The 23377-nt window shown below is 38.5% G+C and carries 26 protein-coding genes; 16 read left to right on the top strand and 10 right to left on the bottom strand.

Annotated features, from left to right (window positions below):
* The first annotated feature begins 63 nt into the window (after positions 1-63).
* A complete protein-coding gene (locus GQR52_RS04265; protein ID WP_024590009.1) occupies positions 64-546 on the top strand; it encodes a winged helix-turn-helix transcriptional regulator in 483 nt (160 codons plus the stop codon).
* 78 nt (positions 547-624) lie between these two features.
* Here GQR52_RS04265 and GQR52_RS04260 read toward each other — a convergent pair whose 3' ends face one another.
* The 7 genes from GQR52_RS04260 to GQR52_RS04230 form a co-directional block, all read right to left on the bottom strand.
* Positions 625-1614 carry a sensor domain-containing diguanylate cyclase gene (locus GQR52_RS04260; RefSeq protein ID WP_165727568.1) on the bottom strand — a complete coding sequence of 330 codons (990 nt, stop codon included), beginning with the start codon at positions 1612-1614 and terminating at the stop codon, positions 625-627.
* A gap of 235 nt (positions 1615-1849) precedes the next feature.
* Complete coding sequence (locus tag GQR52_RS04255) at positions 1850-2239, bottom strand: DP-EP family protein (protein WP_165727567.1); 390 nt, start codon at positions 2237-2239, stop codon at positions 1850-1852.
* Between the two features lie 16 nt (positions 2240-2255).
* Positions 2256-5510 (bottom strand): winged helix-turn-helix domain-containing protein, encoded by a 3255-nt coding sequence (locus GQR52_RS04250; protein ID WP_165727566.1) that lies wholly within the window; start codon positions 5508-5510, stop codon positions 2256-2258.
* A 168-nt stretch (positions 5511-5678) separates the two neighbouring features.
* Positions 5679-6509, bottom strand: coding sequence for a mechanosensitive ion channel family protein (locus GQR52_RS04245; RefSeq protein ID WP_165727565.1), 831 nt, complete (start codon positions 6507-6509; stop codon positions 5679-5681).
* Between the two features lie 38 nt (positions 6510-6547).
* Positions 6548-7291 (bottom strand): LrgB family protein, encoded by a 744-nt coding sequence (locus GQR52_RS04240; protein ID WP_165727564.1) that lies wholly within the window; start codon positions 7289-7291, stop codon positions 6548-6550.
* Positions 7284-7637 carry a CidA/LrgA family protein gene (locus tag GQR52_RS04235; RefSeq protein ID WP_165727563.1) on the bottom strand — a complete coding sequence of 118 codons (354 nt, stop codon included), beginning with the start codon at positions 7635-7637 and terminating at the stop codon, positions 7284-7286. The genes GQR52_RS04240 and GQR52_RS04235 overlap by 8 nt, the downstream gene beginning before the upstream one ends.
* A 71-nt stretch (positions 7638-7708) precedes the next feature.
* Positions 7709-8500, bottom strand: a complete 792-nt coding sequence (locus tag GQR52_RS04230; protein WP_165727562.1) for a crotonase/enoyl-CoA hydratase family protein — start codon at positions 8498-8500, stop codon at positions 7709-7711.
* A 366-nt stretch (positions 8501-8866) separates the two neighbouring features.
* On the opposite strand from GQR52_RS04230, the gene GQR52_RS04225 reads away from it, so the two are divergent.
* Genes GQR52_RS04225 through GQR52_RS04215 form a run of 3 tightly spaced genes read left to right on the top strand, consistent with a single transcriptional unit; the run spans position 8867 to position 10550 of the window.
* On the top strand, positions 8867-9187 hold the full coding sequence (locus tag GQR52_RS04225) for an HI1450 family dsDNA-mimic protein (RefSeq protein WP_007581697.1): 321 nt from the start codon (positions 8867-8869) through the stop codon (positions 9185-9187).
* Positions 9188-9229: 42 nt separating this feature from the next.
* Entirely contained in the window at positions 9230-10042 is an 813-nt protein-coding gene (locus GQR52_RS04220) for a DUF481 domain-containing protein (protein WP_007581700.1), read from the top strand.
* Between the two features lie 25 nt (positions 10043-10067).
* Positions 10068-10550 (top strand): hypothetical protein, encoded by a 483-nt coding sequence (locus tag GQR52_RS04215; RefSeq protein ID WP_008168001.1) that lies wholly within the window; start codon positions 10068-10070, stop codon positions 10548-10550.
* A 41-nt stretch (positions 10551-10591) separates the two neighbouring features.
* On the opposite strand, the gene GQR52_RS04210 is transcribed toward GQR52_RS04215, so the two are convergent.
* The gene (locus tag GQR52_RS04210) at positions 10592-11077 is read right to left on the bottom strand and encodes a peptidylprolyl isomerase (protein ID WP_007581704.1); all 486 of its coding nucleotides are present in this window, start codon (positions 11075-11077) and stop codon (positions 10592-10594) included.
* A 12-nt stretch (positions 11078-11089) separates the two neighbouring features.
* A complete protein-coding gene (locus GQR52_RS04205) occupies positions 11090-12001 on the bottom strand; it encodes a folate-binding protein YgfZ (RefSeq protein WP_165727561.1) in 912 nt (303 codons plus the stop codon).
* 164 nt (positions 12002-12165) lie between these two features.
* On the opposite strand from GQR52_RS04205, the gene GQR52_RS04200 reads away from it, so the two are divergent.
* A complete protein-coding gene (locus GQR52_RS04200) occupies positions 12166-12417 on the top strand; it encodes a succinate dehydrogenase assembly factor 2 (RefSeq protein ID WP_007581709.1) in 252 nt (83 codons plus the stop codon).
* Between the two features lie 55 nt (positions 12418-12472).
* The gene (locus GQR52_RS20495) at positions 12473-12829 is read left to right on the top strand and encodes a hypothetical protein (protein WP_007581712.1); all 357 of its coding nucleotides are present in this window, start codon (positions 12473-12475) and stop codon (positions 12827-12829) included.
* Here GQR52_RS20495 and nadB read toward each other — a convergent pair.
* Entirely contained in the window at positions 12804-14414 is a 1611-nt protein-coding gene (nadB, locus tag GQR52_RS04195) for an L-aspartate oxidase (RefSeq protein ID WP_007581714.1), read from the bottom strand. The genes GQR52_RS20495 and nadB overlap by 26 nt on opposite strands.
* A 246-nt stretch (positions 14415-14660) precedes the next feature.
* Here nadB and rpoE point away from each other — a divergent pair, with 246 nt between their 5' ends.
* The 10 genes from rpoE (at position 14661) to pdxJ (ending at position 23369) form a co-directional block, all read left to right on the top strand.
* On the top strand, positions 14661-15242 hold the full coding sequence (rpoE, locus tag GQR52_RS04190) for an RNA polymerase sigma factor RpoE (protein ID WP_002958721.1): 582 nt from the start codon (positions 14661-14663) through the stop codon (positions 15240-15242).
* A 1-nt stretch (position 15243) separates the two neighbouring features.
* Entirely contained in the window at positions 15244-15861 is a 618-nt protein-coding gene (locus GQR52_RS04185) for an RseA family anti-sigma factor (RefSeq protein WP_165727560.1), read from the top strand.
* A 4-nt stretch (positions 15862-15865) separates the two neighbouring features.
* Positions 15866-16816, top strand: a complete 951-nt coding sequence (locus GQR52_RS04180) for a MucB/RseB C-terminal domain-containing protein (RefSeq protein WP_165727559.1) — start codon at positions 15866-15868, stop codon at positions 16814-16816.
* 19 nt (positions 16817-16835) lie between these two features.
* Positions 16836-17285, top strand: a complete 450-nt coding sequence (locus GQR52_RS04175; RefSeq protein ID WP_165727558.1) for a SoxR reducing system RseC family protein — start codon at positions 16836-16838, stop codon at positions 17283-17285.
* Between the two features lie 275 nt (positions 17286-17560).
* A complete protein-coding gene (gene lepA, locus GQR52_RS04170; protein WP_007581724.1) occupies positions 17561-19348 on the top strand; it encodes a translation elongation factor 4 in 1788 nt (595 codons plus the stop codon).
* 16 nt (positions 19349-19364) lie between these two features.
* Positions 19365-20300, top strand: a complete 936-nt coding sequence (gene lepB / locus GQR52_RS04165) for a signal peptidase I (protein ID WP_024589998.1) — start codon at positions 19365-19367, stop codon at positions 20298-20300.
* A 2-nt stretch (positions 20301-20302) separates the two neighbouring features.
* Positions 20303-20980 (top strand): ribonuclease III, encoded by a 678-nt coding sequence (gene rnc / locus GQR52_RS04160; protein ID WP_007581728.1) that lies wholly within the window; start codon positions 20303-20305, stop codon positions 20978-20980.
* Complete coding sequence (gene era, locus GQR52_RS04155) at positions 20970-21902, top strand: GTPase Era (RefSeq protein WP_007581730.1); 933 nt, start codon at positions 20970-20972, stop codon at positions 21900-21902. Before rnc ends, era begins: the two co-directional genes overlap by 11 nt.
* A 20-nt stretch (positions 21903-21922) precedes the next feature.
* The gene (gene recO, locus GQR52_RS04150; RefSeq protein ID WP_024592970.1) at positions 21923-22615 is read left to right on the top strand and encodes a DNA repair protein RecO; all 693 of its coding nucleotides are present in this window, start codon (positions 21923-21925) and stop codon (positions 22613-22615) included.
* Between the two features lie 22 nt (positions 22616-22637).
* A complete protein-coding gene (gene pdxJ, locus GQR52_RS04145; RefSeq protein ID WP_007581734.1) occupies positions 22638-23369 on the top strand; it encodes a pyridoxine 5'-phosphate synthase in 732 nt (243 codons plus the stop codon).
* Positions 23370-23377: the final 8 nt, after the last annotated feature.

The following is a 23377-nucleotide window of genomic DNA, read 5'->3' as shown; positions in this document are numbered from 1 at the left end:
AAATTTCGCGTTTTACGATAATTTACAGGGCATAAATTTAACTTATCCGCATAAAATTCTGTTATGACAATTCCAAATAGATTACGCATGCTAGATCGTATTGATTTAGCCATACTAGACGTTCTACAAAAGAACGGCAGAATTTCAAATGTTAACCTCGCAAAACAGGTTAATTTGAGTGCAAGCCCGTGTCTTGATCGTGTAAAACGATTAGAGCAAGAAGGCTATATCGAAGGCTACTACGCTAAGCTTAGCGAAGCAAAGCTTAATCAAAGCTTAGTAGCACATGTTCAAGTGTCGCTTGTTGCTTCAAATACAGCAGTATTTAAGGTATTTAGAGAGCATATACTAAGAATACAACAAGTCGTTGAATGCGACATGGTGGCAGGCGGTTATGATTATTTATTAAAAATCCGCGTTTCTAATATGGAAGAATATAGACAAGTTCTTGGCGACTTAGTCGATATTCCCGGCGTGGGCACTCATCATACTTATATGGTGATCGAAAAGATTAAAAAAGACGAAGGGCTGCTAATCGACATTTAAGCTTTTCTCAAGTAATAAAAAACCGCAATTGCGGTTTTTTATTTTAGTAGATAAAGGCTATACCAAATAGTTAGTACATCACCTTATACATAATTTATTACGACCTTCCGACTTCGCTCTATATAAAGCCGTATCAGCCGCGCATATTAATGCCTCAGATGTTCTGTACTGATTATCGTATTCACACGCTAAACCCTGGCTTACACTTATCTTTACATTCGCTGGCAAACCAATATCTCTAAAATTAATGTTGAGTATTTTTTCTTGAATACGTTTTGCGATCATTTCTGCATTTGAGACATGTGAGCGGGGTAATACAACAGCAAACTCCTCACCACCATAGCGTGCTACTAAACTATCTTTTGAGGGGAGGCAGTCTTCAATTGTTTGAGCTACTTTTTGCAAACATTTATCACCCTTTACATGGCCAAAATTATCATTAAACAGTTTAAAAAAATCAATATCGATCAAGATAAAACTCAAAGGCTGTTTGTCTACTATGCATTCTTGCCAATTTTTAATAATCGCCTTCTCTAAAGTGCAGCGATTAGCGACGCCTGTAAGGTGATCTATTTTGGCTATATTTTCGAGTACTTTATACTTTTTAACATGCCTAGAAATATCATGCATAATACAAATAAATAGAGGGATATTGTTTGTGGTTGATGCGGGTATACAAGAAATTGAGAGCTCTATATCTAAACAGTTACCATTGTTTTTTATTATTTTAACTTCTTTCGGGCCATGATTGAGTGGTGTTTGATAGTTGTTTTTCCAACTTTCAAACATGTATTGATAGTCATCGCGATACTGTTCTTGTAAACAATCTTGCCATTTTTTACCTATTAATGAGTCAGACGTAACATTAAAAAAACGAGCTGCAACGGGATTTACTGATTCAAACACTCCATCTGCATTAACAATAAAAATAGCATCGGCCATGACATTCGTGACATTAATAATAGCGCTTATTTTTTCATTGTTAACGGTGTTAGAAATGCTGCTCATTAATGCAGATACAGCATTGTCGGCGTTGTTTGCTCTGCTATTTTCATTATTTTTAGACATTGTGTTGCTCATTTTTATTGTTAATGAAACTTTATGTCTAGTAGTTTATTTAATTTATGATTTTTAAACCTTTCGGTAACCTTCTGGTTTAAGTTGCTTATTTTATTATGTTTTTAATTGGGAAAGTACTGGGGTTTAGTTTCTATAATTTTGAAGAGTAGTAGGCGAAAAGGTGGTAAGTCTATAAATAAATTGCACAGGGGTAAATTAGCCCTGTGCAATTTAAAATCAATAATTAATCGTTGTTGATTAACTTTTTTTCATTTATAACTTGTGGGTCAGGGCTTGAATAAGATTTATCATTGCACTCAACGTTAAATACTAAACAGGCAGTGCCTGAGTTTTTTGCTGTATCGGTAATGATGATTGCTTGGCGGTTATCACTAAGTGTATAACTGAAGTCTTGGGCACATGTTCCTATTTTATCAGTAATTGTAACCCCCGTGAAAAAAAAGCCTAGCCCAACTGCTGTAGGAGCTAGAGTGTAAGTACCCGCAGTTTCGGTTCTTACTGTACCGCCGCCGCCAACGGCTTTACCATTTTCTGTATAGCTAAAAACGGCCTCTTTTTTATCGTTAAACTCAATATGCACTTGAAAATCGACTTTTTCTAAGGTGGTATTCATGTTATTTCCTTTGTATTTATAGTTTAAAGTCTGTAATGCCTAGTTTTATCAGGCTTGCTGTTATTACAGGTATCTCGTTTGCTCTATCTAAGCAAGTATACGCTTGTACCAGAGGGTATTTTACGTGAATGCTTTGGTTTATTTTTACTGTTTGAGTAACTGCTTTAAGCGCACTTGCACAAAATTGCTCTCGTTGTTCGCTGGTCGCAGCTAATTTAGCTTTGAGCAGGTTTATATTTATGGGAGCTAAGTTATCTATATTTTTCATTTTATTAGTTATGTAACGTTTATATTCGACATCACCCTCAAGGGTCGTTAATAACTCTTGCGCTTTGAGAGGGAGGTTTCTGTCAATGAAATAGTGAATCAAACTAATTTGTATATTGATAGGTCTGATATTATTAAAGCCTTGCGATTTTAAAAATTTAATTGTTTCTTCTATTCTTAGACTAATATTTTTATCATTAGACAGCATTAATAAGTGCGCTAAAGAGCTGTAGTACATAAGCTGAAATTTATTGTCTTTGGGGTCTTGCTCTAAAGCCTTGCTTATAATTTTGTTAGCAAAAAGTGCTTTTTGATAAGCAATTCGTTTATCGGTTAAATAACTCAGTAAGAAACTTTGTTGCATGTGTATATTTGCATCCATGTAAAGAAGGCTAGCGTCATTGGGGTGGTTAGCAGTCATTTTTTTGACTACAGTTACTGCCTTTTCTAACATATCGATTGCGACATTAAAGTTACCTAAGTTACCTTCAGTTTTTGCAAGCCAACTGATCGTATCCGCTTTATCACGTAATAAATTTTTATTATTCGGTTTTAGTTCAATGGCCCTATTTTTAAGTAAAAGTGACTCTGTAAAGCTTTTTTTCGCGGCTATATAGTCAAATTTCTCTGTATATAAAGAACCCAGTGAATTATGTGAATACGACAGCTCCATAATCGAGTTAAAATCATTGGGTGCTAATGAGTACATGGTTTCGCTATAAGTATGGTACTTTTTAAATAATGGCTTAGTGGCAGCGTAATCACTTTTATCATAATGAAGCTGGCCTAACCAAAAGGCATTGGCACCCGCAAGCGTGAGTAGCTCTAAGTCGTTTGGCTGGATTTTTAATAATGCCTCAAGGCGGGTGCGGGCGTTTTCAAAGGCGGTGAAGGCCTCAATGGTTTTACCGCGCGAATAGGCCACTTCCCCCATTGCCTCAAGGGTTTGCGCGTATTGAAAACGGTTTTTAAATTGCGTTTTCTCATCGTTAAAGCTAAAAAGTGAACCTGATTCGTCTGCTTGATTGGTAAAATACTCGAGCGCTTTATTACTTATACCATCCAGTAAATCCATGCGTTTTACACTACGTAATTTGTCGGCAAAATCGCCGACCATAAAACCAAGCAGGCTTTCTGCCTCAAGCTGCTTTTTTTGTGCGTTTTGCTGGGCCTTAAAACTAGTAAAGCTCATTAATAACGCGGTAAATGTAAGCAAACACAATAAAGCAACGGTCACTCGTTTTACTCTTATTTTTGCTTTTGTTTTTTTTACAGAGCTTTTGATAAGAGCGTGCTCGTTATCATCTAATTTAAACAGTTTGTCGCTAAGTAATAGCTGCGCTTCTTGTAGAGGTTTACCTGGCGCTAGGAGGTAAGCACTACTTTTACCTTCATCTACCCAATTTTGCGCTTGATGCTGTAAGCGGCTTTTTATTGCTAAAGCATCTTTGTGATCGCTTATCCACTGTTTTGCGCGCGGCCATTGACGTAATAATGCTTCGTGAGCAAGGCTAAAACAGGCTTCTTGGTTTTGTAAGTGCGATACAAATAATCGACTGTCGATCATGGCTTGCACAAGCTCTTTTTGGCTTGTGTTGGTTAATGCTTGCCAGCGGGCTGCGCGGCTAGTAATGGTTTTACCATCAGGGTTTAGGGTAACTAATTGCGATAACACGCTATTAAGTTGCTGCTGTTGATCATTACTAAGGTCAATAAATATATCTTCTGCTTTTTTACCTATGGCGCCCTCAATACCACCAATTTTTGTGTAAACACTGTGCAGTAGTTCGTTATCATCACTGCGTTGTAAATACAGTTCTTGCAGTGTGTATTGCAGCATGGGCAGTGCGTCGGGGTTATTAGCTGTATCGGCGCACAGAATTTCATCCAGTGGCGTTTGGGTTTGCGGGTCGAGTGAAAATGTTAAATTAGCGGTTAACGCTGGCAGGCGAATAATTTGTTGTAGTTCGTGCCTGTTTGGTGGTGTTAAATCGTAATGCGCACCATGAGCTTTACCTGCCATTAGGCTGGGTTGTTCAACCACTAAAGGATAAAAGTCGTTACGACATGCACTAAATAGAATCACTGTTTTAGAGGTTGCTAAGCGCTCAATAACCGATAAAAAATGGCTGCGTGTTTCGCTACTAAATAAAGGAGAAGAAAGCAGTACTTCTAAGCGGTCAATAAATAAAAATAACTGCGGTGTTTTAAGTTGTGTAGAGGTTTTGCTTAGTGCAGCTTGTATGGCGTTAATTACGTCATCTATTGCCAACTCTAGTTGTTCTGCAAGTGTTTGCGCGCTTAATCCTTCAAACACAGGTAGGTTGTTTATATCCCAATCAAGCAGTGCGGAAGCTAAATCTAGAAAAAGCCTATTTTGATGGACGTCTGCAAAGTCGAGCTGAGCGTAGGAAACCACCCCAATGCCATTATAACCTCGCTCATCAAGTAATTTAGGCAATATACCCGCATTAACAAGTGATGACTTACCCGTGCCACTTGGACCGAGTATTAAGCAAAAAGCACGACCAAATTTAACTTGGCTCGATATTCTATTGAGTAACGTTTCTATAGATTGATTGCGGCCAAAAAATAGGTGTGTATCGCTTGGGTTGTAGGCGCTTAATCCTAAAAAAGGTGAGCCACCTTGCCATGTGTTTTCAGTTGTTTTTATGTCTTCAGCTAGAGGAAACTCAAGTTTTGCAATAACGCGGTAACCACGCTTTCGAATAGTTTCTATGTAGGTGGGTTCACTTGCTTTATCACCGAGGGCTTTTCGTAACTGGGTAATTGTTTTATGCAGCGGGTTATCGCCTACCTCAACATTTTTCCAGCATTGATCTAATAGCTTGTCACTAGTAACAATTTCGCCTTTTTGGAAGCAAAGATGAACTAACACATCCATGGCTTTTGGTTCTAACTGTTTAGTTTTTTCTGCACGCTGAAGAGTATTTGACTGGGGATTGACTTGCCAATCACCTAAATAAAAAGGGCTGCGATTCATAATTGCTCATTATTGTTATTATGTAATTAAAGCGAGTGATTAGCCGACTTTTTTAACCAAGTCTTTATATTACAGATAAAATAACAAACAGATAAGGAGTTTTTACGCAGTAAAAGAGGTTTATTGATGTGGGTAATTCAATATTGAATTACCCACTGGATTTTATGACTATATATCGCTTTTATTTATAGTAACTACGCGTTGAGGGAATGGGATTTCAATATCAGCGTTATTAATTGCTTTATAAACACCGCCATTAATAGCCAGCTTGGTTTCAATAATTTTAGTGGTAGGTACCCAATATCGGTAGCTTATTGTAACACCGCTATCGGCAAAGCGTTCAATACCCACTTGTGATAACGGATTTTGTGCGACTAATTCGTGTGCTTTAAGTACGTCTTCAATAAGGCTAATCGCATTATCAGAGCAAGCACTATAGGCTATATCTATTTCACCTTTGACCAATGAGTAACTAAATGAGTTATGAAGTATTTCACCTACTATATGCTTATTTGGAATGGTGATTTCTACTTTTTCTTCATTGATTAAAATAGTGTAGCCAAGCTCAATTGTTTTAACTTGGCCGCTTACATTTTTAACTTCAATAGTATCACCAACAACAAAAGGTCGAGTGGCTATAATGGCAAGGCCCGCACCATAGTTAGAGAGCATTCCTTGCAGCGCTAAACCAGCACCTAAAGATGCAGCACCAATGGCTGCTACAAATGGCGTAACGCTGATACCTATTTTGCCAAGTGCAATAATTATAACCATTACAATTAGCAGTACTTTTACCACGCTACTGACAAAGTTAGTAAGCGTAATGTCAACGTTATGACGGGTCATTAACGCGGCTACAAATTTGGCAAGCTTTTGTGCTATCCACAAACCAATGAGGACGATAAAAATAGCGCCAACAATTTGCATACTGTAGGTAACCATATACTCAGTAAGCATGGTGTAATATTTTTCAAACTGTTCGATTTCAGAACTGATCATAAAGCGCTCTATGTTAGGGCTATGTTGTATTTTTCCAACTATAGCAAAATGTTGACTAAAAATGGATATAACAGCGGCACTATAATTGCTGTTAATAAAGCACTTAGCGCCATTGCAACTGAGGAGTAAGCGCCTACTTTTGGATGTTCAGCAATAGCAGCAGCAGTCCCAATTGCATGACAAGCTGTGCCCATTGCAACACCTTGAGATTCGTGATTAAAAATATTAATGAGTTTAAAAAGCATAAAACCAAATAAAGCGCCTAGTAAACCAATAAAAATAACTAAAGCCGCAGCAAGAGAGCTAATCCCGCCTAATGAGTCTGTAACAATTAAAGAAATGGGCGTAGTAACACTAAGAGCAGCAACAGATGCACTTAGCTGCGCTGGCGCATTAAATAGTATGCTTAGTAAAAATGCTACAACGGTTGCATTAACAATCCCCAAGCTACATGATGCGACTATGAGTAATAGATTTTTTCGTACGTGTGTAAACTGCTGATATAAAGGAAGCGCTAAAGCCACAATCGCGGGCTCTAATAACCAGCTTAGTAATTTGCTGTGCGAGGTAAATTGCGTATAAGGCAAATTTAGATTAACTAGCAATAAAGCGATAATACTAATACTTAAAAATACGGGGTTAGTGAGCGATTTAAATACGCTGTTTTTTATACTTTGATTTACGGCTCTTAATGCTAAAAACAATACAATAATAAAAGGGATACTTAGCCACCATAAATTAGGCTGTAGCTCTGAAATAGCGGAAAAAGTTAAATTAGTCATTATTTTCTTTTCCCTTAAAATACGCAATTACACTGCTAACAAGCAACAAGGTAGTTATAGGGACTAGCACCATAACTGAGGCTAAAAATGCCCAGTGCGACTTTATAAGGTCGAGATGTTCAATAAATCCCACACCCGCAGGAATGAAAAATATAGGCATAATATTTAAAATAGGGGAGGCGCATGGTTTTACATGTTGCTCTTTTACAATACCCGATAAGAGTAAAACTAATAAAATAACCATAGCGAGTAACGGTGCAGGAAAGCTTCCACCAATAAAGTGCATAATGAGTTTAGCACAGGCTAAACATAGTAAAATAATAGCGCTACTGAGCAGATATTTCATCAAAGTGGCTCACAGAAAAGATAAGAGCTTAACTTTAACAAATCAAACTCTTTTATGCATTGTGCAATAGTCTACCAGTGCTTTGTATTTGCGTAGGTTATATCTGCTTTTCCTTTAGCTTTAGCAATTGCTTTTTTAGTGTTTGGGTTTAGCAGTAAGCGAATTTGGCTTAAGGTTTCTTTAGCGAGTATTTTTCGTTGGTTTGGTTTATAGCTAAGTTGTGTAACACGTTTAATAGCAGCAAGCGTATCGGGTGAACGCTCAAGTAATGTATCGAGCATGTTTTGCGTTGCTTGCTGAGTATCATCGGTAAGTTTAGTAACCAAACCTAGCTCATTTGCTTGTTGTGCAGTGATTGGGTTTGCGTGGCTTGCAAGCCAAAGTGCTTGGTCGCGCTTAACTAAACCGCTCATCATTACATTTGCGCCCATATCGGGGCACAATCCCCAACGCGCTTCCATAATGGCAAGTTTGGCATCAATATGAACAACTCTGTAATCTGCCCCCAAAGCTATTTGCAAACCACCCCCTAAACAGTTGCCATCAATTTGTGCAATAACGGGCACACTAAGTGACTGCCAGCCTAATACTACTTTTTGCGCTAAATTTTGATTGCCTGGTAACCATTTAAGCAATAATTTCACTATGTTCATTGGTGTAGCCATTACTGCAGATATATCAAGGCCTGCACAAAAATGCTCGCCATCACCTTTTATTACCACAGCACGAATACTACGATCTCTTTTTATATTTTTAATGGCTTTGTTTAGCTCTACAAACATTTCAAAGCTTAATGCATTTTGTTTTTTTGCTCTGCTAAGCGTGACGGTTGCAATGCCATTTTGTTTTTCTAGTTTTATCATTACACACTCCTCTGACCTGTTGCTTGAGCTTATGTTGTTATAGGAATTAAGTAAAGTGACGGTATTTTTTAAATAAATGGAATTTATTGCTAAAGCCGTAGTCTTAAAGGATTGGTTTTAGATGAGAAAAAGCTAAACAATTCGAACCTAAGATAATAAAAATATTTTACGTTGTTATTTTAACTAAAATAATAAAAGTAATCTTTATATTCAATAGTTTAGGTGAATTGTTATTTGTCGATTTAGTTGTATGCTGAATAAAGCATGACTCGGTTACAAAAAAGTCAGTGTTTTACGTTTTTTTTTATCAAAATGATGATGAGATTTGATAATATAGCGCAACTTAAAAGCTTAAGGTAAGCACATATGTCGGGTCCACGTTTATATACGGTAGAAGAAGCTACTCACCAAGCTTATGATATTTTTTTAGAGTTAGCGCCAAATAACTTGAGTGAAAAAGATGTTGAAGACTTTAATGAGTTTAGAGAAGACCTAGGCTTTATTGAAGAAGACGAGCCAGATGACCAGTGGCAAGACTTTGTAGCCCTTGAAATAGAGCCAGAGCACTTTATTCAGGTGTTGGTTGGTTTAGAATTTGAAAATGATGATGTTTTGTTTGCTAAAATTTTGATTAGTCGTGATAAAGATGCTCCGTTTTGTCATATTTTATGGAAAGAAACTGAATAAGCAATACTGCTTATTTTTATAATTGTGTGCAGAGAGAGTATTGTGCGTAAGTATTTATTTTTAATTTTTTTAATAATTAGCAGCCCAAGTTGGGCCGTTGATCCATTTGAAGATTTTCATGAATATGGCAAGCTCTCTGATGAAGAAATTCATGAGTTACACAAAGGTGACATGTTCTATGGTGATACTGAATTTGGCTTTATTCTAAGTAAAGGTAACACCAATTCGACCAGTTTTAAGCTCAAAGGTAATTTATACCAAGACTTTGAAAAGTGGCGTAACCAATTTAAAATAGACTCTCTTTATAAGCGTGATGAGAACGATGAAAGCGGTGGCACTGATGTTACAGCTAATCGTGTTTTTGTATCAGCGCAAGGTAACTATAAAGTAGGTGTTAAAAACTCCTCATTTTTTATTTACGGTGATTACGAAGAAGATGAGTTTAGTGGACTTGATTTTAAAAGTACGGTGGCGACAGGCTATGGTGCACGTGTATATCAAGGCTCTAAAAACAAAGTAGATATTGATATAGGACCTGGTTTATACCGTTCAGTAGCGGATGAAGATTCGGATGTGAGCGAAGATGAAATTAATAAAACCGGTTATTTAGTACGTGTTGCAATGCAGTGGGAACGTTTGGTTTCTAAGCGTACTCGTTTTAATCAAGATGTGAGTATAGAGCAGTCGCTCTCAGGTCTTAATTCTCGCTTAAAATCGGAAACCGCACTAATAAGCCAAGTGATTGGTGCGGTATCACTCAAATTTACCTACATGTATCGTTATAATTCAAAACCCGAAGATGATAAACTCAAGTTTGACTCAGAGCTGAGTGCTACATTGGTGTACAGCTTTTAAGTATTTATTTAATTTAGAGAATATTATGTATCAGCATAAACAGTATGCGGTGTTTATCTTTTTTGTATTAGCGTGGATAGGCGGTTTTGTAGCGCTTGCATGGAACTTGTTAGGCGCTGATGGACCTTTAATGATATTTGCTGGGATTTTAGTGCTGGTGGGCTTTTTGTTCCATGGTCTAACAGTAAAAGTAGATGATAAAAAAATTAGCTGGGCGTTTGGCCCAGGCGTTGCAGGGCAAAGCATTGAGCTTGGCGAAGTAGTAGAAGCTAAGGCAGTTCAAAACTCTTACAGACACGGTATTGGTATGCGAATTACTCACGATGGTTGGGTGTATACAGTATCTGGCTTTAGTGCAATACAGCTAACGCTTAAAGATGGCACTTTGTATCGAGTTGGCACAAACGATCAAAAAGGTTTACTAGCCGCTCTAAAAGAAAAGAATGTATCAATCGCGCTGCCTAGTAAGGCAAAAACTGAAACGGTTAAGCGCAACAATATGATATAAAAAAAGCGCCCTAGGCGCTTTTTTCTTGGTTTAACAGTGTATTAGTGGTCGTGACCACACCCACCTTCACCATGTACATGACCATGAGTGAGTTCTTCTTCGGTTGCATCACGTACTTCTAGTATCTCTACATCAAAGTTAAGTGTTATGCCTGCAAGTGGGTTATTACCATCTACAATAACTTCTTCATCTTGGATATCGATGATCATTACTGATTGGTCACCATCATCTGTTGATGCACGAAATTGCATGCCGACTTCAATTTCCATACCTTCAAACATCGACTTAGGTACAGCTTGCATTAGGTTATCGTGGCGTTCGCCATAACCTTCATCAGGTTCAACTTTTACGCTAAGTGTGTCGCCTGGTTGTTTGCCTTGCAAAGCATTTTCTAGGCCTGAAATTAAGTAGCCTGTGCCAATGATAAAGTGTAGTGGCTCACCACCGAACGAGTTATCAATGCTATTGCCATCATTATCCATTACCGAATAATGCATTTTTACCACTTTGTTTGCCGCAACGATCATAGTCATTCCTATTTATTCATCTTCAAGAGAGTAGGGTAGAGGCAGAATGCTTAGCTCCACCTGAGGTGTGTGTTTTGCACGAAGTACCTGAGTTACATCAGTATCGTTTGGCAACACAACGAGGCCTGTTAATTTATTTGTTTGTTCATTAAAGCTTTGTGCAATAAGTTTACCCGCACGGCGCCAATTTTCGCCTAATTGGGTTTCTAAATCGGGCTCTGAAAGTATCCCTTCGCTTTGACCTGAAACTATATACATTGCACGCTTATTTTTACCTAGGTACTTCATGCGAGCCACAGTTTCTTGACCGGTATAACACCCTTTTTTAAAGCTTATACCGCCAATAGCATGTAGGTTTACCATTTGAGGAACATACTCGCCAATTGCATCTGCACTTAACTGAGGTTCACCTGCAAGCATAGATGCTTGTTGCCAAGGAGCTTCGTTATCAAGTGTAGATACGTCATCAGGCATACTAAACTGGCTATCGACCATCAATAAAACACGGTTATCAGCTAATTTTAGTGCTTTACCGCTTTCAAAGTCACACGCGCTCGCATCACCTTCAAAGTTAATATCAAGTTGTGCGAGTACACCCGATAAATCATCACCAATGAGACCAATTAATCGCTTTGAACATGCACTAATGTCAACTTTTGCAAATACGGCATACTTTTTTAGCTCAGCTAACGATTTTTCTACTTCGTTTTCGCTGCCTGTAAGGTAGTAGCTGTCTTGATAAGAAAATAATTTAAATATGCCCCAAAGTTTACCTTTAGCGCTGCAATGGCCAGCCCACAAATAATTACTGCTGGTTAATTTATTTAGATCTTGAGTGATTTGCCCGTGTAAATAAGATAATTTATCAGCACCGCAGAGGCTAATAAGTTGATGAGATAACGGACATGCATAAACGCTCGACATAAAAACCTTCTTTGCAATATAAATGAAGTGACATAATAACGCAGTTGTTACGTATGGTACAGACAAGCGCTTATTGGTGCGGGTTTATTCTTTAATGAGAGATTAATAGCTGCTAAATAGGCTTGTGTTTGTTAAACTCGAGTCAATTAAGTATGAGGTTTAAAATGGTTGAAATTCATAGTAAAGCACGTATTCGTTGGGCTTGCCGTCGTGGCATGTTAGAGCTTGATGTTTTGTTTATGCCGTTTGTTGAAGAAGCATACGACTCTTTAAGCGCAGAGCAACAGGCTATTTTTCAGCGTTTGCTAACAGAAGAAGACCCTGACTTATTTGCATGGTTTATGGGTCATCAAGAATGTAAAGATGAGCAGTTAAACGGTATGGTTTCGCTGATCTTAGACCGAGTTCGTGTATAGGTTTACAGTTACTAATAATAACGCTGACCACAAACCTATTGTGGTCTTTTTTTGCATGCTCAGTTTAATATTATGTTTATTTTTAGATTCGCTACTAGCTATGCTTTTTTGTTTGATAATTAATATATTAGCTGGCTTTTTAGTGTGGCAAAAAGTGTTGGCAATTCATCCAAACCATGGCGTTATAATTCTAGAACCCAAGCTATTTAGGTTCGAGGGTGAAGGTTTAAAAATTCAGGGTGAAATTAGTAAAAAAAGCCGTTTTTATGGCAATAATATATGGCTACATATTAAAGGTTTTAGTAACAACCATTGGCTTATAATTTCAGCCAATGGTGTTAATGAACAAAGCTATGCGCGTCTAAAACGTGCTACTTTAAGCGCGATTAATTGCGTTTTGGAGTCAAAATAGTCGGTGTTGGATTTTCATTTTGTTCGGGGTAATCAATAGTATAATGTAGGCCTCTGCTTTCTTTTCGCTCCATTGCACTTCTAATAATGAGTTCTGACACTTGTACTAAGTTACGAAGCTCAAGCAAGTTATTACTTACTCTAAAGTTTGCATAATAATCATGTATTTCTTGCTGCAGCAACTCAACCCTATGCAGTGCACGTTCTAAGCGTTTAGTAGAGCGTACAATACCTACATAATCCCACATAAATAAACGTAGTTCATGCCAGTTATGGGTAATAACAATTTCTTCATCAGAGTTACTAACACGGCTTTCATCCCAATGAGGTAGAGCCATTGGCTCTGGTGCATGTTCAATTTTACTTAAAATATCTTTAGCTGCAGCGTGGGCAAAGACAATACATTCTAATAATGAATTACTTGCCATACGGTTTGCACCATGCAGGCCTGTGTAAGCGACTTCGCCAACAGCATACAAGTTATCGAGATCTGTTTTACCGTTAAAGTCGGTCATTACGCCACCACAAGTGTAATGCGCAGCAGGTACAACTGGGATTGCTTCTTTTGTGATATCAAGCCCTACACTTAGGCATTTTGCGTAAATAGTAGGAAAGTGCTCAATAATAAAGTCTTTATCTTTGTGGCTAATATCTAAATAAACACAATTAGCACCTAAACGCTTCATTTCAAAATCGATTGCGCGTGCCACTATATCGCGTGGAGCGAGTTCTTCACGGCTGTCAAAGTCTTTCATAAAACGAGTGCCATCAGGTCGTTTTAAATAAGCCCCTTCACCGCGCATGGCTTCTGTAATTAAAAAGTTTTGTAGCTCTGGATGATAAAGACTTGTTGGATGAAATTGATTAAATTCCATATTGGCAACTTTACAGCCTGCGCGCCATGCCATTGCAATGCCATCACCACTTGATACATCTGGATTAGAAGTATACAAATACACTTTGCTTGCGCCACCAGTGGCAAGAGCAACAAATTTAGCTGAAATGGTTTCTACCTTTTTAGCTTTTTTGTTCCACACATACATACCTTCAATGTGTGAGCCTGTTTTTCCGGCGCTTTTATCTGTAATTAAATCAATGGCATTGTATTGCTCTAAGAGCGTTATATTCTTATGAATTTTAACTTGGCTAATAAGCGTGGTTTGCACAGCTTTGCCAGTAGCATCGGCTGCATGCAAAATACGACGATGGCTGTGACCGCCTTCACGTGTTAAATGAAAACGCTCTTTTCCTTTGCTATCAAACTCCATATCAAAGGGAACACCTTGGTCGATTAACCACTGTAGGCAATCGTGAGCATTGCTGGCAGTATAATGAACAGCGTCTCTATCGCATAAACCGCCGCCCGCATCGAGTGTATCTTCAACATGAGATTCTATGCTGTCGTTTTGTTTATCAAATACAGCTGCTATACCACCTTGAGCATATAAAGTAGAACCTTCTGTAAGCGCTCCTTTACTGATCACGGTAACGTTACAATAATTAGCTAGAGATAATGCAAGTGATAAGCCTGCTGCGCCGCTACCTATAATAGCGACATCTGCAATGTGATGTTTATTTTGGTTCATGTCAGAGGTACTTTGCGGTTACAATGCTCGTATAGAGCAATATTTGTTTTTAATATCTGTAGTTGTACCATATTTGTCATACTACTACGTAGTGATTTTAAAGGCTTAGCGCCGTTATTTATCATCTATTTTATAAAAAAATAATATTAAGCAGAACTTTTTATTCATAAAGAGGTCAGAGTATTTGTGAACAATGACGACAATATGAATAACAAGCAAAAATCAGACATAGGAGTACCGGCTCGAATGAGCGAGCAGGAATTAGATTTAGTGCTAGTAAAAAGGGTCCAGCAAGGAGATAAAAACGCCTTCAACCTATTAGTAAAGAAGTATCAAAACAAAATTGCAGGTTTGATCTCACGTTATGTATCAAACCAAGGCGATATTGCTGATGTAGCACAAGAGGCTTTTATTAAAGCTTACCGTGCACTTCCAAACTTTAGAGGTGACAGCGCCTTTTACACGTGGTTATACCGTATTGCCGTTAATTGTGCTAAAAATTACTTAGTAGCCCAGGGGCGTAAGCCGCCAGCAAATGATATAGACGCTGAAGATGCCGAGTTTTATGATTGTGCAGATTCAATGCGATCTAATGCATCTCCTGAAAACCTACTTTTAAGCGAAGAAGTACGCGCTGTTATTTTTAATACGATTGATAGTTTGCCTGAAGATCTTAAAACCGCAATCACCCTTAGAGAAATCGAAGGGATGAGCTATGAAGAAATAGCAGTGGTAATGGATTGCCCGGTCGGGACTGTGCGTTCGCGTATATTTCGTGCCCGTGAAGCAATAGATAACAAATTAAACCCATTAATAGGCGAGTCTTAGTATGATAAAAGCACACCTTAACAAGTTAGATAACGAAGCGTTATCGGCATTACTTGATGGCGAGCAACATCTTACTGATGCAAAAATTGCAGAGCAAGATGTAACTACGTTTGGCCGTTATGCGTTAATTGGTGATGCGATGCGTGCTCAAAAAAATAATAACGACATACATATTGATATTAGCGATCGCGTTGCATTAGCACTAGAAAGCGAGCCTGTTTATGCTGACTTTAGTCAGTCAAAAACACAGCCCCAAGCAATCACTGAAACAGTACAAGATAATAAAGTAGTGGCTTTTAATTGGCGCAAACCAGTTGCACAACTAGCAATTGCAGCCAGTGTGGCAATGTTTGCTATTGTGGGAGTTAATACGCTTCCTCAAAGTAACAACGAGCAACAAAGCGAAATCCCATTACTACAAACCACACCGCTGACAGGTATGGCATCGCCAGTAAGTTACTCATCTGAGCCTGCGCTTGAAAATGCAGAGCAAGGTTTACGTGAATTACAGCAACAACGTATTGGTGCATTAGTTCTTGAGCATCAACGCCAAGCACGAGTTGCGAATTCTTTAGAAACAGCGCAAACTAATACCAAAGCGTCTGAGGAAAAAAACTAATTAAATGAAAGTAATCACTTTTGTTCTGTCGTTGGTAGTAAGCTTTAATGCATTTGCCAACGACACAAATCCTGCCAAAGATTTATTACTAAAAATGGCTAATGCCGTTCACACCCGTAATTTTGACGCTTCGTTTGTGGTTGTCAAAGGTAAAACAATGGAGCCCTACCGATGGGTGCATGCTTTACAAGGTGACACAGAACTTGAGCATTTAAGTTTACTTAACGGTGCTGGGCTTGAAATGGTCCGTATTGACAACCAAGTTACTTATTTTGAACCTCAGTCTGAACCATACTCCCTAAAAACAGATTCAATAGCGGGTCCAATCCCTGAAGTACTTTTTAAAGATATAGATCGCTTAAGCGCGCACTATGATTTTGTACTAGGCGGGAAAGGTCGTATTGCAGGGCGTGCTGCACAACTAGTTCGCATAGAATCTAAAGACGAGTATAAATATAATTATTGGATTTGGCTGGATATGGAGTCGTCGTTGTTACTAAAAGCCGCGTACGTTAACCATGAAGGTGAGGCCTTAGAGCAGTTACAGCTTACTCACATTAGTGTGACAGAGCAGCCAGCAGGTATGTTACTTGAAGTGCTCAATCGAAACTTTCCAACGCCTTTACCAAACGATGCACTTATAAACGAAGACAGTACAGCTACTAACTGGCAAATTAGTTGGTTACCGGATGGCTTTGAATTACTAAAATCAGACAGACATAAGCTCGATTTAAATAACGAATTAACAGACTATTACTTGTTCACTGATGGTTTTGTTGAAATTTCGGTATTTATTCAGCGTCCATTACCGGGTAAGCGTTTAAGTGGTGCACTAACCTCTGGTGCAACGACAGTATATGTGCATAATGGCGGTAATTTTGATGTATCGGTTGTTGGTAATGTACCGAGTATGACCGCAAAAGCGATTGCTGAGTCAGTTACCCGCGCATTATAAACGATTCGTAAGGATTGTTATGATTGAACAAACCCTCACTGTTGTGGCCCTCGATGGCCACATTGCTCATTTAGAAGCACAACAAAAACAAGCTTGTGAAGGCTGCAATGGTCGTTGCGGCTCACAAGTGTTTGGTAAGCTGTTTGGCACTGCAAAAAAAACCTTCCCTTATAAATTTGAATCCTCTGTTGAAGTAGGACAAAAGGTAACCTTGTCACTTGATGATAGTCACGTCGTTAAGCATGCATTTGCGGTATACATGCTACCACTGCTTTTAAGTCTGGTTTTTGCACTGATTGCAGCGCAATTATTTATGTCTTCCGAAGGTTGGCAAATTTTAGCTGCAGCTTTAGGTGGTGTTGCTGGTTTCTTTATAGCTAAAACTCGCGTGAAATCGCTAAAGCACGATATAAAAGTTATAAAAATTCACCCAATTAGTATCCCTTTAACTCAAATAGATGGTGATTGACGCCAATTAAATGTAAAATTGCCGTTTTATACCAAAGTAACTTGGAAATACAGGGAATAGTGGTTTTTTAAATTATTTTATCTAGCTGAATTATGTAAGTTAAATAAATTTAACTTATTGTTATTCAATAAATAAAATGGTTTTAATCAATATTAAAAAGCATTCGTGATGTTTGTAATTTACAAACTGAGCTTATGGCATCCTACAGCAAGTATTTTCAAGTCACTTAGGTATTCATATTTAGTCCATTAAAATAGAAGTATAGAATCCAGTTTATGAAGCATATCCGTAATTTTTCGATCATCGCCCATATTGACCATGGTAAATCGACCCTTTCAGATCGTTTGATCCAAGTTTGTGGCGGTTTAACCGACCGTGAAATGCAAAAACAAGTTTTGGATTCAATGGATATTGAGCGCGAACGTGGTATTACCATTAAAGCGCAAAGTGTAACGTTGAATTACAAAGCGAACGATGGCGAAACTTATCAACTTAATTTCATTGATACTCCAGGACACGTTGATTTTACATATGAAGTATCGCGTTCTTTAGCTGCATGTGAAGGTGCACTACTCGTTGTTGATGCAGGCCAAGGCGTTGAAGCACAAACATTAGCTAACTGTTACACCGCTATTGAAATGGAATTAGAAGTAATTCCAGTACTTAACAAAATCGATTTACCGCAAGCGGATCCTTTGCGCGTTGCAGAAGAAATTGAAGAAATTATTGGTATTGATGCCCTTGATGCAGTGCAATGTAGCGCTAAAACGGGTGTAGGTATTGCCGAAGTTCTTGAAATGATTGTTAGAGATGTTCCGCCGCCAGTAGGCGATACAGATGGACCTCTACAAGCACTTATTATCGATTCTTGGTTTGACCCATACCAAGGCGTTGTATCATTAGTGCGTATTAAGCACGGTGAATTACGCACTGGCGACAAAATAAAAATAATGTCGAATGAGCATATACATACTGCCGACCAAGTGGGTGTGTTTACACCTAAGCAAACTAACACCGGTATTTTAAGAACCGGTGAAGTAGGGTTTGTTATTGCTGGCATCAAAGAGATACATGGTGCGCCAGTAGGCGATACTATAACTCATCAAAAAAATGCGGCTCCACTTCGTTTACCTGGTTTTCAAAAAATTAAGCCTCAGGTTTATGCAGGTATGTTCCCAATTGCATCAGATGAGTATGAATCATTCCGTGATGCGCTTAATAAATTAAGCTTAAACGATGCGTCGTTATTCTTTGAACCAGAGAATTCAACTGCATTAGGTTTTGGTTTCCGCTGTGGCTTTTTAGGTATGCTACACATGGAAATCATTCAAGAGCGTTTAGAGCGTGAATACGATATTGATTTAATTACAACGGCACCTACGGTAATCTATGAGATAGTTACTAAAGAAGGTACATTCCAGATTGATAACCCGTCTGATTTACCTGCAGTAAACGATATTTTAGAAATTCGTGAGCCGATTGTTGAAGCTAATATTTTGGTACCACAAGAATACTTAGGTAATGTTATTACTTTGTGTATTGAAAAACGCGGTAGCCAAACAAAAATGACCTATCACGGAAAGCAAGTAGCTGTTACGTATGAGCTACCTATGGCTGAAGTGGTAATGGACTTTTTTGATAAATTAAAATCAACAAGCCGTGGTTTTGCATCGCTTGATTATAACTTTAAACACTTTCAAACATCAGATATGGTGCGTGTTGATATTTTAATCAATAGTGAGCGTGTTGACGCACTTGCGATTATTGTTCACAGAGACGGTGCACAGTCTCGTGGTCGTCAATTAGCTGATGCATTAAAAGAGCTTATTCCTCGTCAAATGTTTGATATTGCGATTCAAGCAGCTATTGGACAACACGTTATTGCACGTACTACGGTAAAACAGTTACGTAAAAACGTAATTGCTAAGTGTTACGGTGGCGATGTGAGTCGTAAGAAAAAGCTACTTAAAAAGCAAAAAGATGGTAAAAAACGTATGAAGCAAGTAGGTAATGTTGAAGTGCCTCAAGAAGCGTTTTTAGCTATTTTAAAAGTTGGTAAATAAAAACAAAGGATTATAAATGGCTGGTTATTTTTCAGTTTTATTGGTGCTATTAACCTTAGGCTCAGGCTTAATATGGTTAATAGATCACTTAATGTATGCACCTAAAAGACAGGAGCGCTTAGCGATAGCGCAAACGTCTGCTGGAGCTCCGTTAGATGAAGAAACTGCGGCATTAATTGCACCAGAACCAGTACTAACAGAAACAGCAAAGTCGATTTTCCCGATGATTGCAGCAATTACTATTTTTAGATCATTTATTTTTGAACCGTTTCAAATTCCATCTGGTTCAATGATGCCTACACTGTTAGTGGGTGACTTTATTTTAGTACAAAAGTATTCATATGGAATAAAAGACCCAGTTTGGCGCACTCAGTTAGTTGATGTCGGTGAGCCTGAACGTGGTGATATTGTTGTTTTTAAATACCCTTTAGATGAAAGTGTTGACTATATTAAACGTACGATTGGTTTACCTGGCGATAAAATTGTTTATCGTGATAAACGTTTATATATTCAGCCAAACTGTAAAGAAGGCGAAACCCAACAGGGTGAGCTTTTATGTAATGAATTCAATAAAATTGATTTTAAACTAATTAATGATAACGAATTTAAACAAGGCCCAATGCCTCTAGCTCGTGTGAATGAAAATTTAACAACAGTTACGCATGATATATTAATCAACCCACAAGCGCCTGAAAGAAAAGGGCGTTACTATCAGCAACCGGGCACGCCTTCTGATGAATGGACTGTTCCTGCTGATCATTATTTTATGATGGGTGATAACCGCGACAACAGCCAAGATGGTCGCTTTTGGGGCTTTGTACCAAAAGAAAACTTGGTGGGTAAAGCTGTCTTTATATGGATGAGTTTTGAATTTGAGAATGGCCCTGATGATATTTTACCAGGATGGGTTCCAACTGGTGTTCGCTTTGAACGCCTAGGTAATATTCAGTAACGATGAAAAAAAATGTAACAGAATTATATAAAAAAATTGGCTATGAATTCGCTGATCAAGGTTTACTTGAACAAGCAATGACGCACCGCAGCCACAAAGGTCAACATAATGAGCGACTAGAATTTTTAGGCGACTCGATTTTAAGCTTTGTGATTGCCAATGCACTTTATGCCAAATTTCCTAAAGCGCGTGAAGGCGATTTAAGCCGCATGCGTTCAACACTTGTGCGTGGTCAAACACTTGCTGAGTTTGGTCTTGAATTTGGTCTAGGCGATTATTTACGCTTAGGGCCGGGCGAGCTTAAAAGTGGCGGTTTTCGTCGCGAGTCAACGCTTGCTGATGCAGTAGAAGCTATTATAGGCGCTGCATTTTTAGATTCAGGTATCGACAGTTGTGGCGATCTTATATTGGCGTGGTACCAATCACGTTTGGATGCTATTTCACCAGGGCTTAACCAGAAAGATCCTAAAACCCTGCTGCAAGAGTATTTACAAGCCCGTAAATTATCGTTACCGGGCTACACAGTAGTTGATACACAAGGCCAAGCACACAATCAAACATTCACGGTTGAATGTATTGTTGATGGAATGGATAGCATAATTTCTGTTGGTAGCTCGCGCCGTAAGGCCGAACAAAAAGCTGCCGAAAAAGCATTGAAGATACTTAAAAATGAACCTTGATACCTTAATACAGCCTCATGAACGTGATGTAGATACATTTTGTGGAATGGTGGCGATTGTCGGTCGACCAAACGTAGGTAAATCGACTTTGCTTAATGAAATCATTGAGCAAAAAGTGAGTATTACCTCACGTAAACCACAAACTACACGTCATCGTATTATGGGTATTCATACCGTAGATAAACACCAAGCGGTATACATAGATACACCGGGTCTACACGTTGAAGAAAAGCGTGCTATTAACCGTCTAATGAATCGAGCAGCGTCTAGTTCTATCGGCGATGTAGAGCTTATTATTTTTGTCGTTGAAGGCACTCATTGGAATGCAGATGACGATATGGTACTTAATAAAGTATCGCAAAGTGGTAAGCCTGTATTATTGGTTATTAATAAAATTGACCAAGTTAAAGACCGTGATCTTGTATTGCCTCATATGAAGTGGTTAAGTGACAAGTTTGATTTTGTTGGAATTATGCCAGTATCAGCAACGCAAGGTAAAAACGTTGATTTAATCAAAGCAGAAGTAACTAAACGCTTACCTCCTTGCGAATTTTACTTTCCTGAAGATTATGTAACTGACCGTTCGATGCGCTTTATGGCAGCTGAAGTTATTCGTGAAAAGCTAATGCGTTTTATGGGTGAAGAACTACCGTATTCTGTGACTGTTGAAATTGAGCAGTTTAAATGGCAAGACAACGGTATTTGGCACATCAATGGGTTGATTCTTGTTGAGCGCGAAACACAAAAACGCATGGTTATTGGTAATAAAGGCGAAAAGCTAAAAACCATTGGCCGTGAAGCCCGTAAAGACATAGAAGAAATGCTTGATAACAAAGTATTTTTAGAGCTTTGGGTTAAAGTTAAGTCGGGTTGGGCTGATGATGAACGTGCACTAAGAAGCTTAGGTTACAGTGAAGACTAAACCAAGCAGTAGCTTAGTGAATGGATAGCGACTTCTACACCGCGTATTTATTACATCGGCGTCCTTATAGTGACTCCCAGGTAATGTTAGATATGCTTGTAGAAGGCGTTGGTCAGTTAAGAATGCTGGCCCGAATTAGTGGTCGCCAGGCCACTAAACATAAAGCACAACTTCAGCCGTTCCAGGCACTCCTTGTTAATTACAGTGGCAAGTACGATTTAAAATATATCAATAAGTTTGAACTGCATGGTAACCCGCACTTTTTAAAAGGTGATGAGCTTTATTGTGGTTTTTATTTGAATGAGCTAACTAATCGCATCGTTCCTGTTAATGAGCCAATTGAACAAGTATTTGAGCTATATAAATCCCACCTAGGAAACCTAAACAGCGGAGCCAATTTACAAGAAGTGCTTCGCTCGTACGAATTTCAATTATTGGAATTACTCGGTTATGGCGTGGATTTTAGTTTTGATGCCAGTGGTGAACCAATAGATGAAAAGCAGACGTATAGTTATTTCCCCGAACTTGGTTTTTTAATACAAGAAGATACGCGTTCTGGATTTAGTGGCAAACAACTCAACGCCATAGCAAATCATGACTTTAGCCAAAGTGATGTGCTATATATGGCAAAGCAATTAAGTCGCTATTTATTAAAACCCTTATTAGGTAGTAAACCATTAAAAAGCCGTGAGCTATTTATGGCCTCTCAATAAACGTAATTTTACAGGTAAGAAAATGAAAGATATTCTTTTGGGTGTAAACGTAGATCATATTGCAACACTTCGTCAAGCGCGTGGAACAAGTTACCCAGATCCAGCCCATGCAGCCAGTGTAGCAGAGCATGCAGGCGCAGACGGTATTACGATTCACTTACGTGAAGACAGACGCCATATTCAAGATCGCGACGTTTATGTGATGGCTAAAACTATCCAAACTCGCATGAATCTTGAAACCGCTGTTACCGATGAAATGATACAAATAGCGCTTGAAGTAAAACCCGAGTACGTGTGTTTAGTACCTGAAAAGCGCGAAGAGTTAACCACCGAGGGCGGCTTAGATGTAGCGGGTAATATAGATAAAATTAAAGCCGCAACAAAAACGCTTACCGACGCGGGTATTAAAGTATCGCTATTTATTGATGCAGATAAAGCACAACTAGATGCAGCCAAAGAATGTGGTGCTCCTTATGTAGAAATACACACAGGCGCGTATGCTGATGCAACAAATGATACTGATTTACACAAAGAGTTAGAGCATATTCGTGAAGGTGTTAAATACGCAGCAAGCTTAGGTTTGATTGTTAACGCTGGCCATGGTCTTCATTACCATAACGTTAAACCTATTGCCGCGATGCCTGAGATTTATGAGCTAAATATTGGCCACGCTATTATTGCTCGTGCAGCGATAGATGGACTCGATAAAGCCGTACGCGATATGAAACGATTAATGATTGAAGCAAGAATGTAATACGATTC

It is taken from the genome of Pseudoalteromonas sp. 31A1 (genome assembly GCF_011378815.1).
GTDB lineage: Bacteria > Pseudomonadota > Gammaproteobacteria > Enterobacterales > Alteromonadaceae > Pseudoalteromonas > Pseudoalteromonas arctica.
This window is presented reverse-complemented; position numbering and strand designations above follow the sequence as displayed.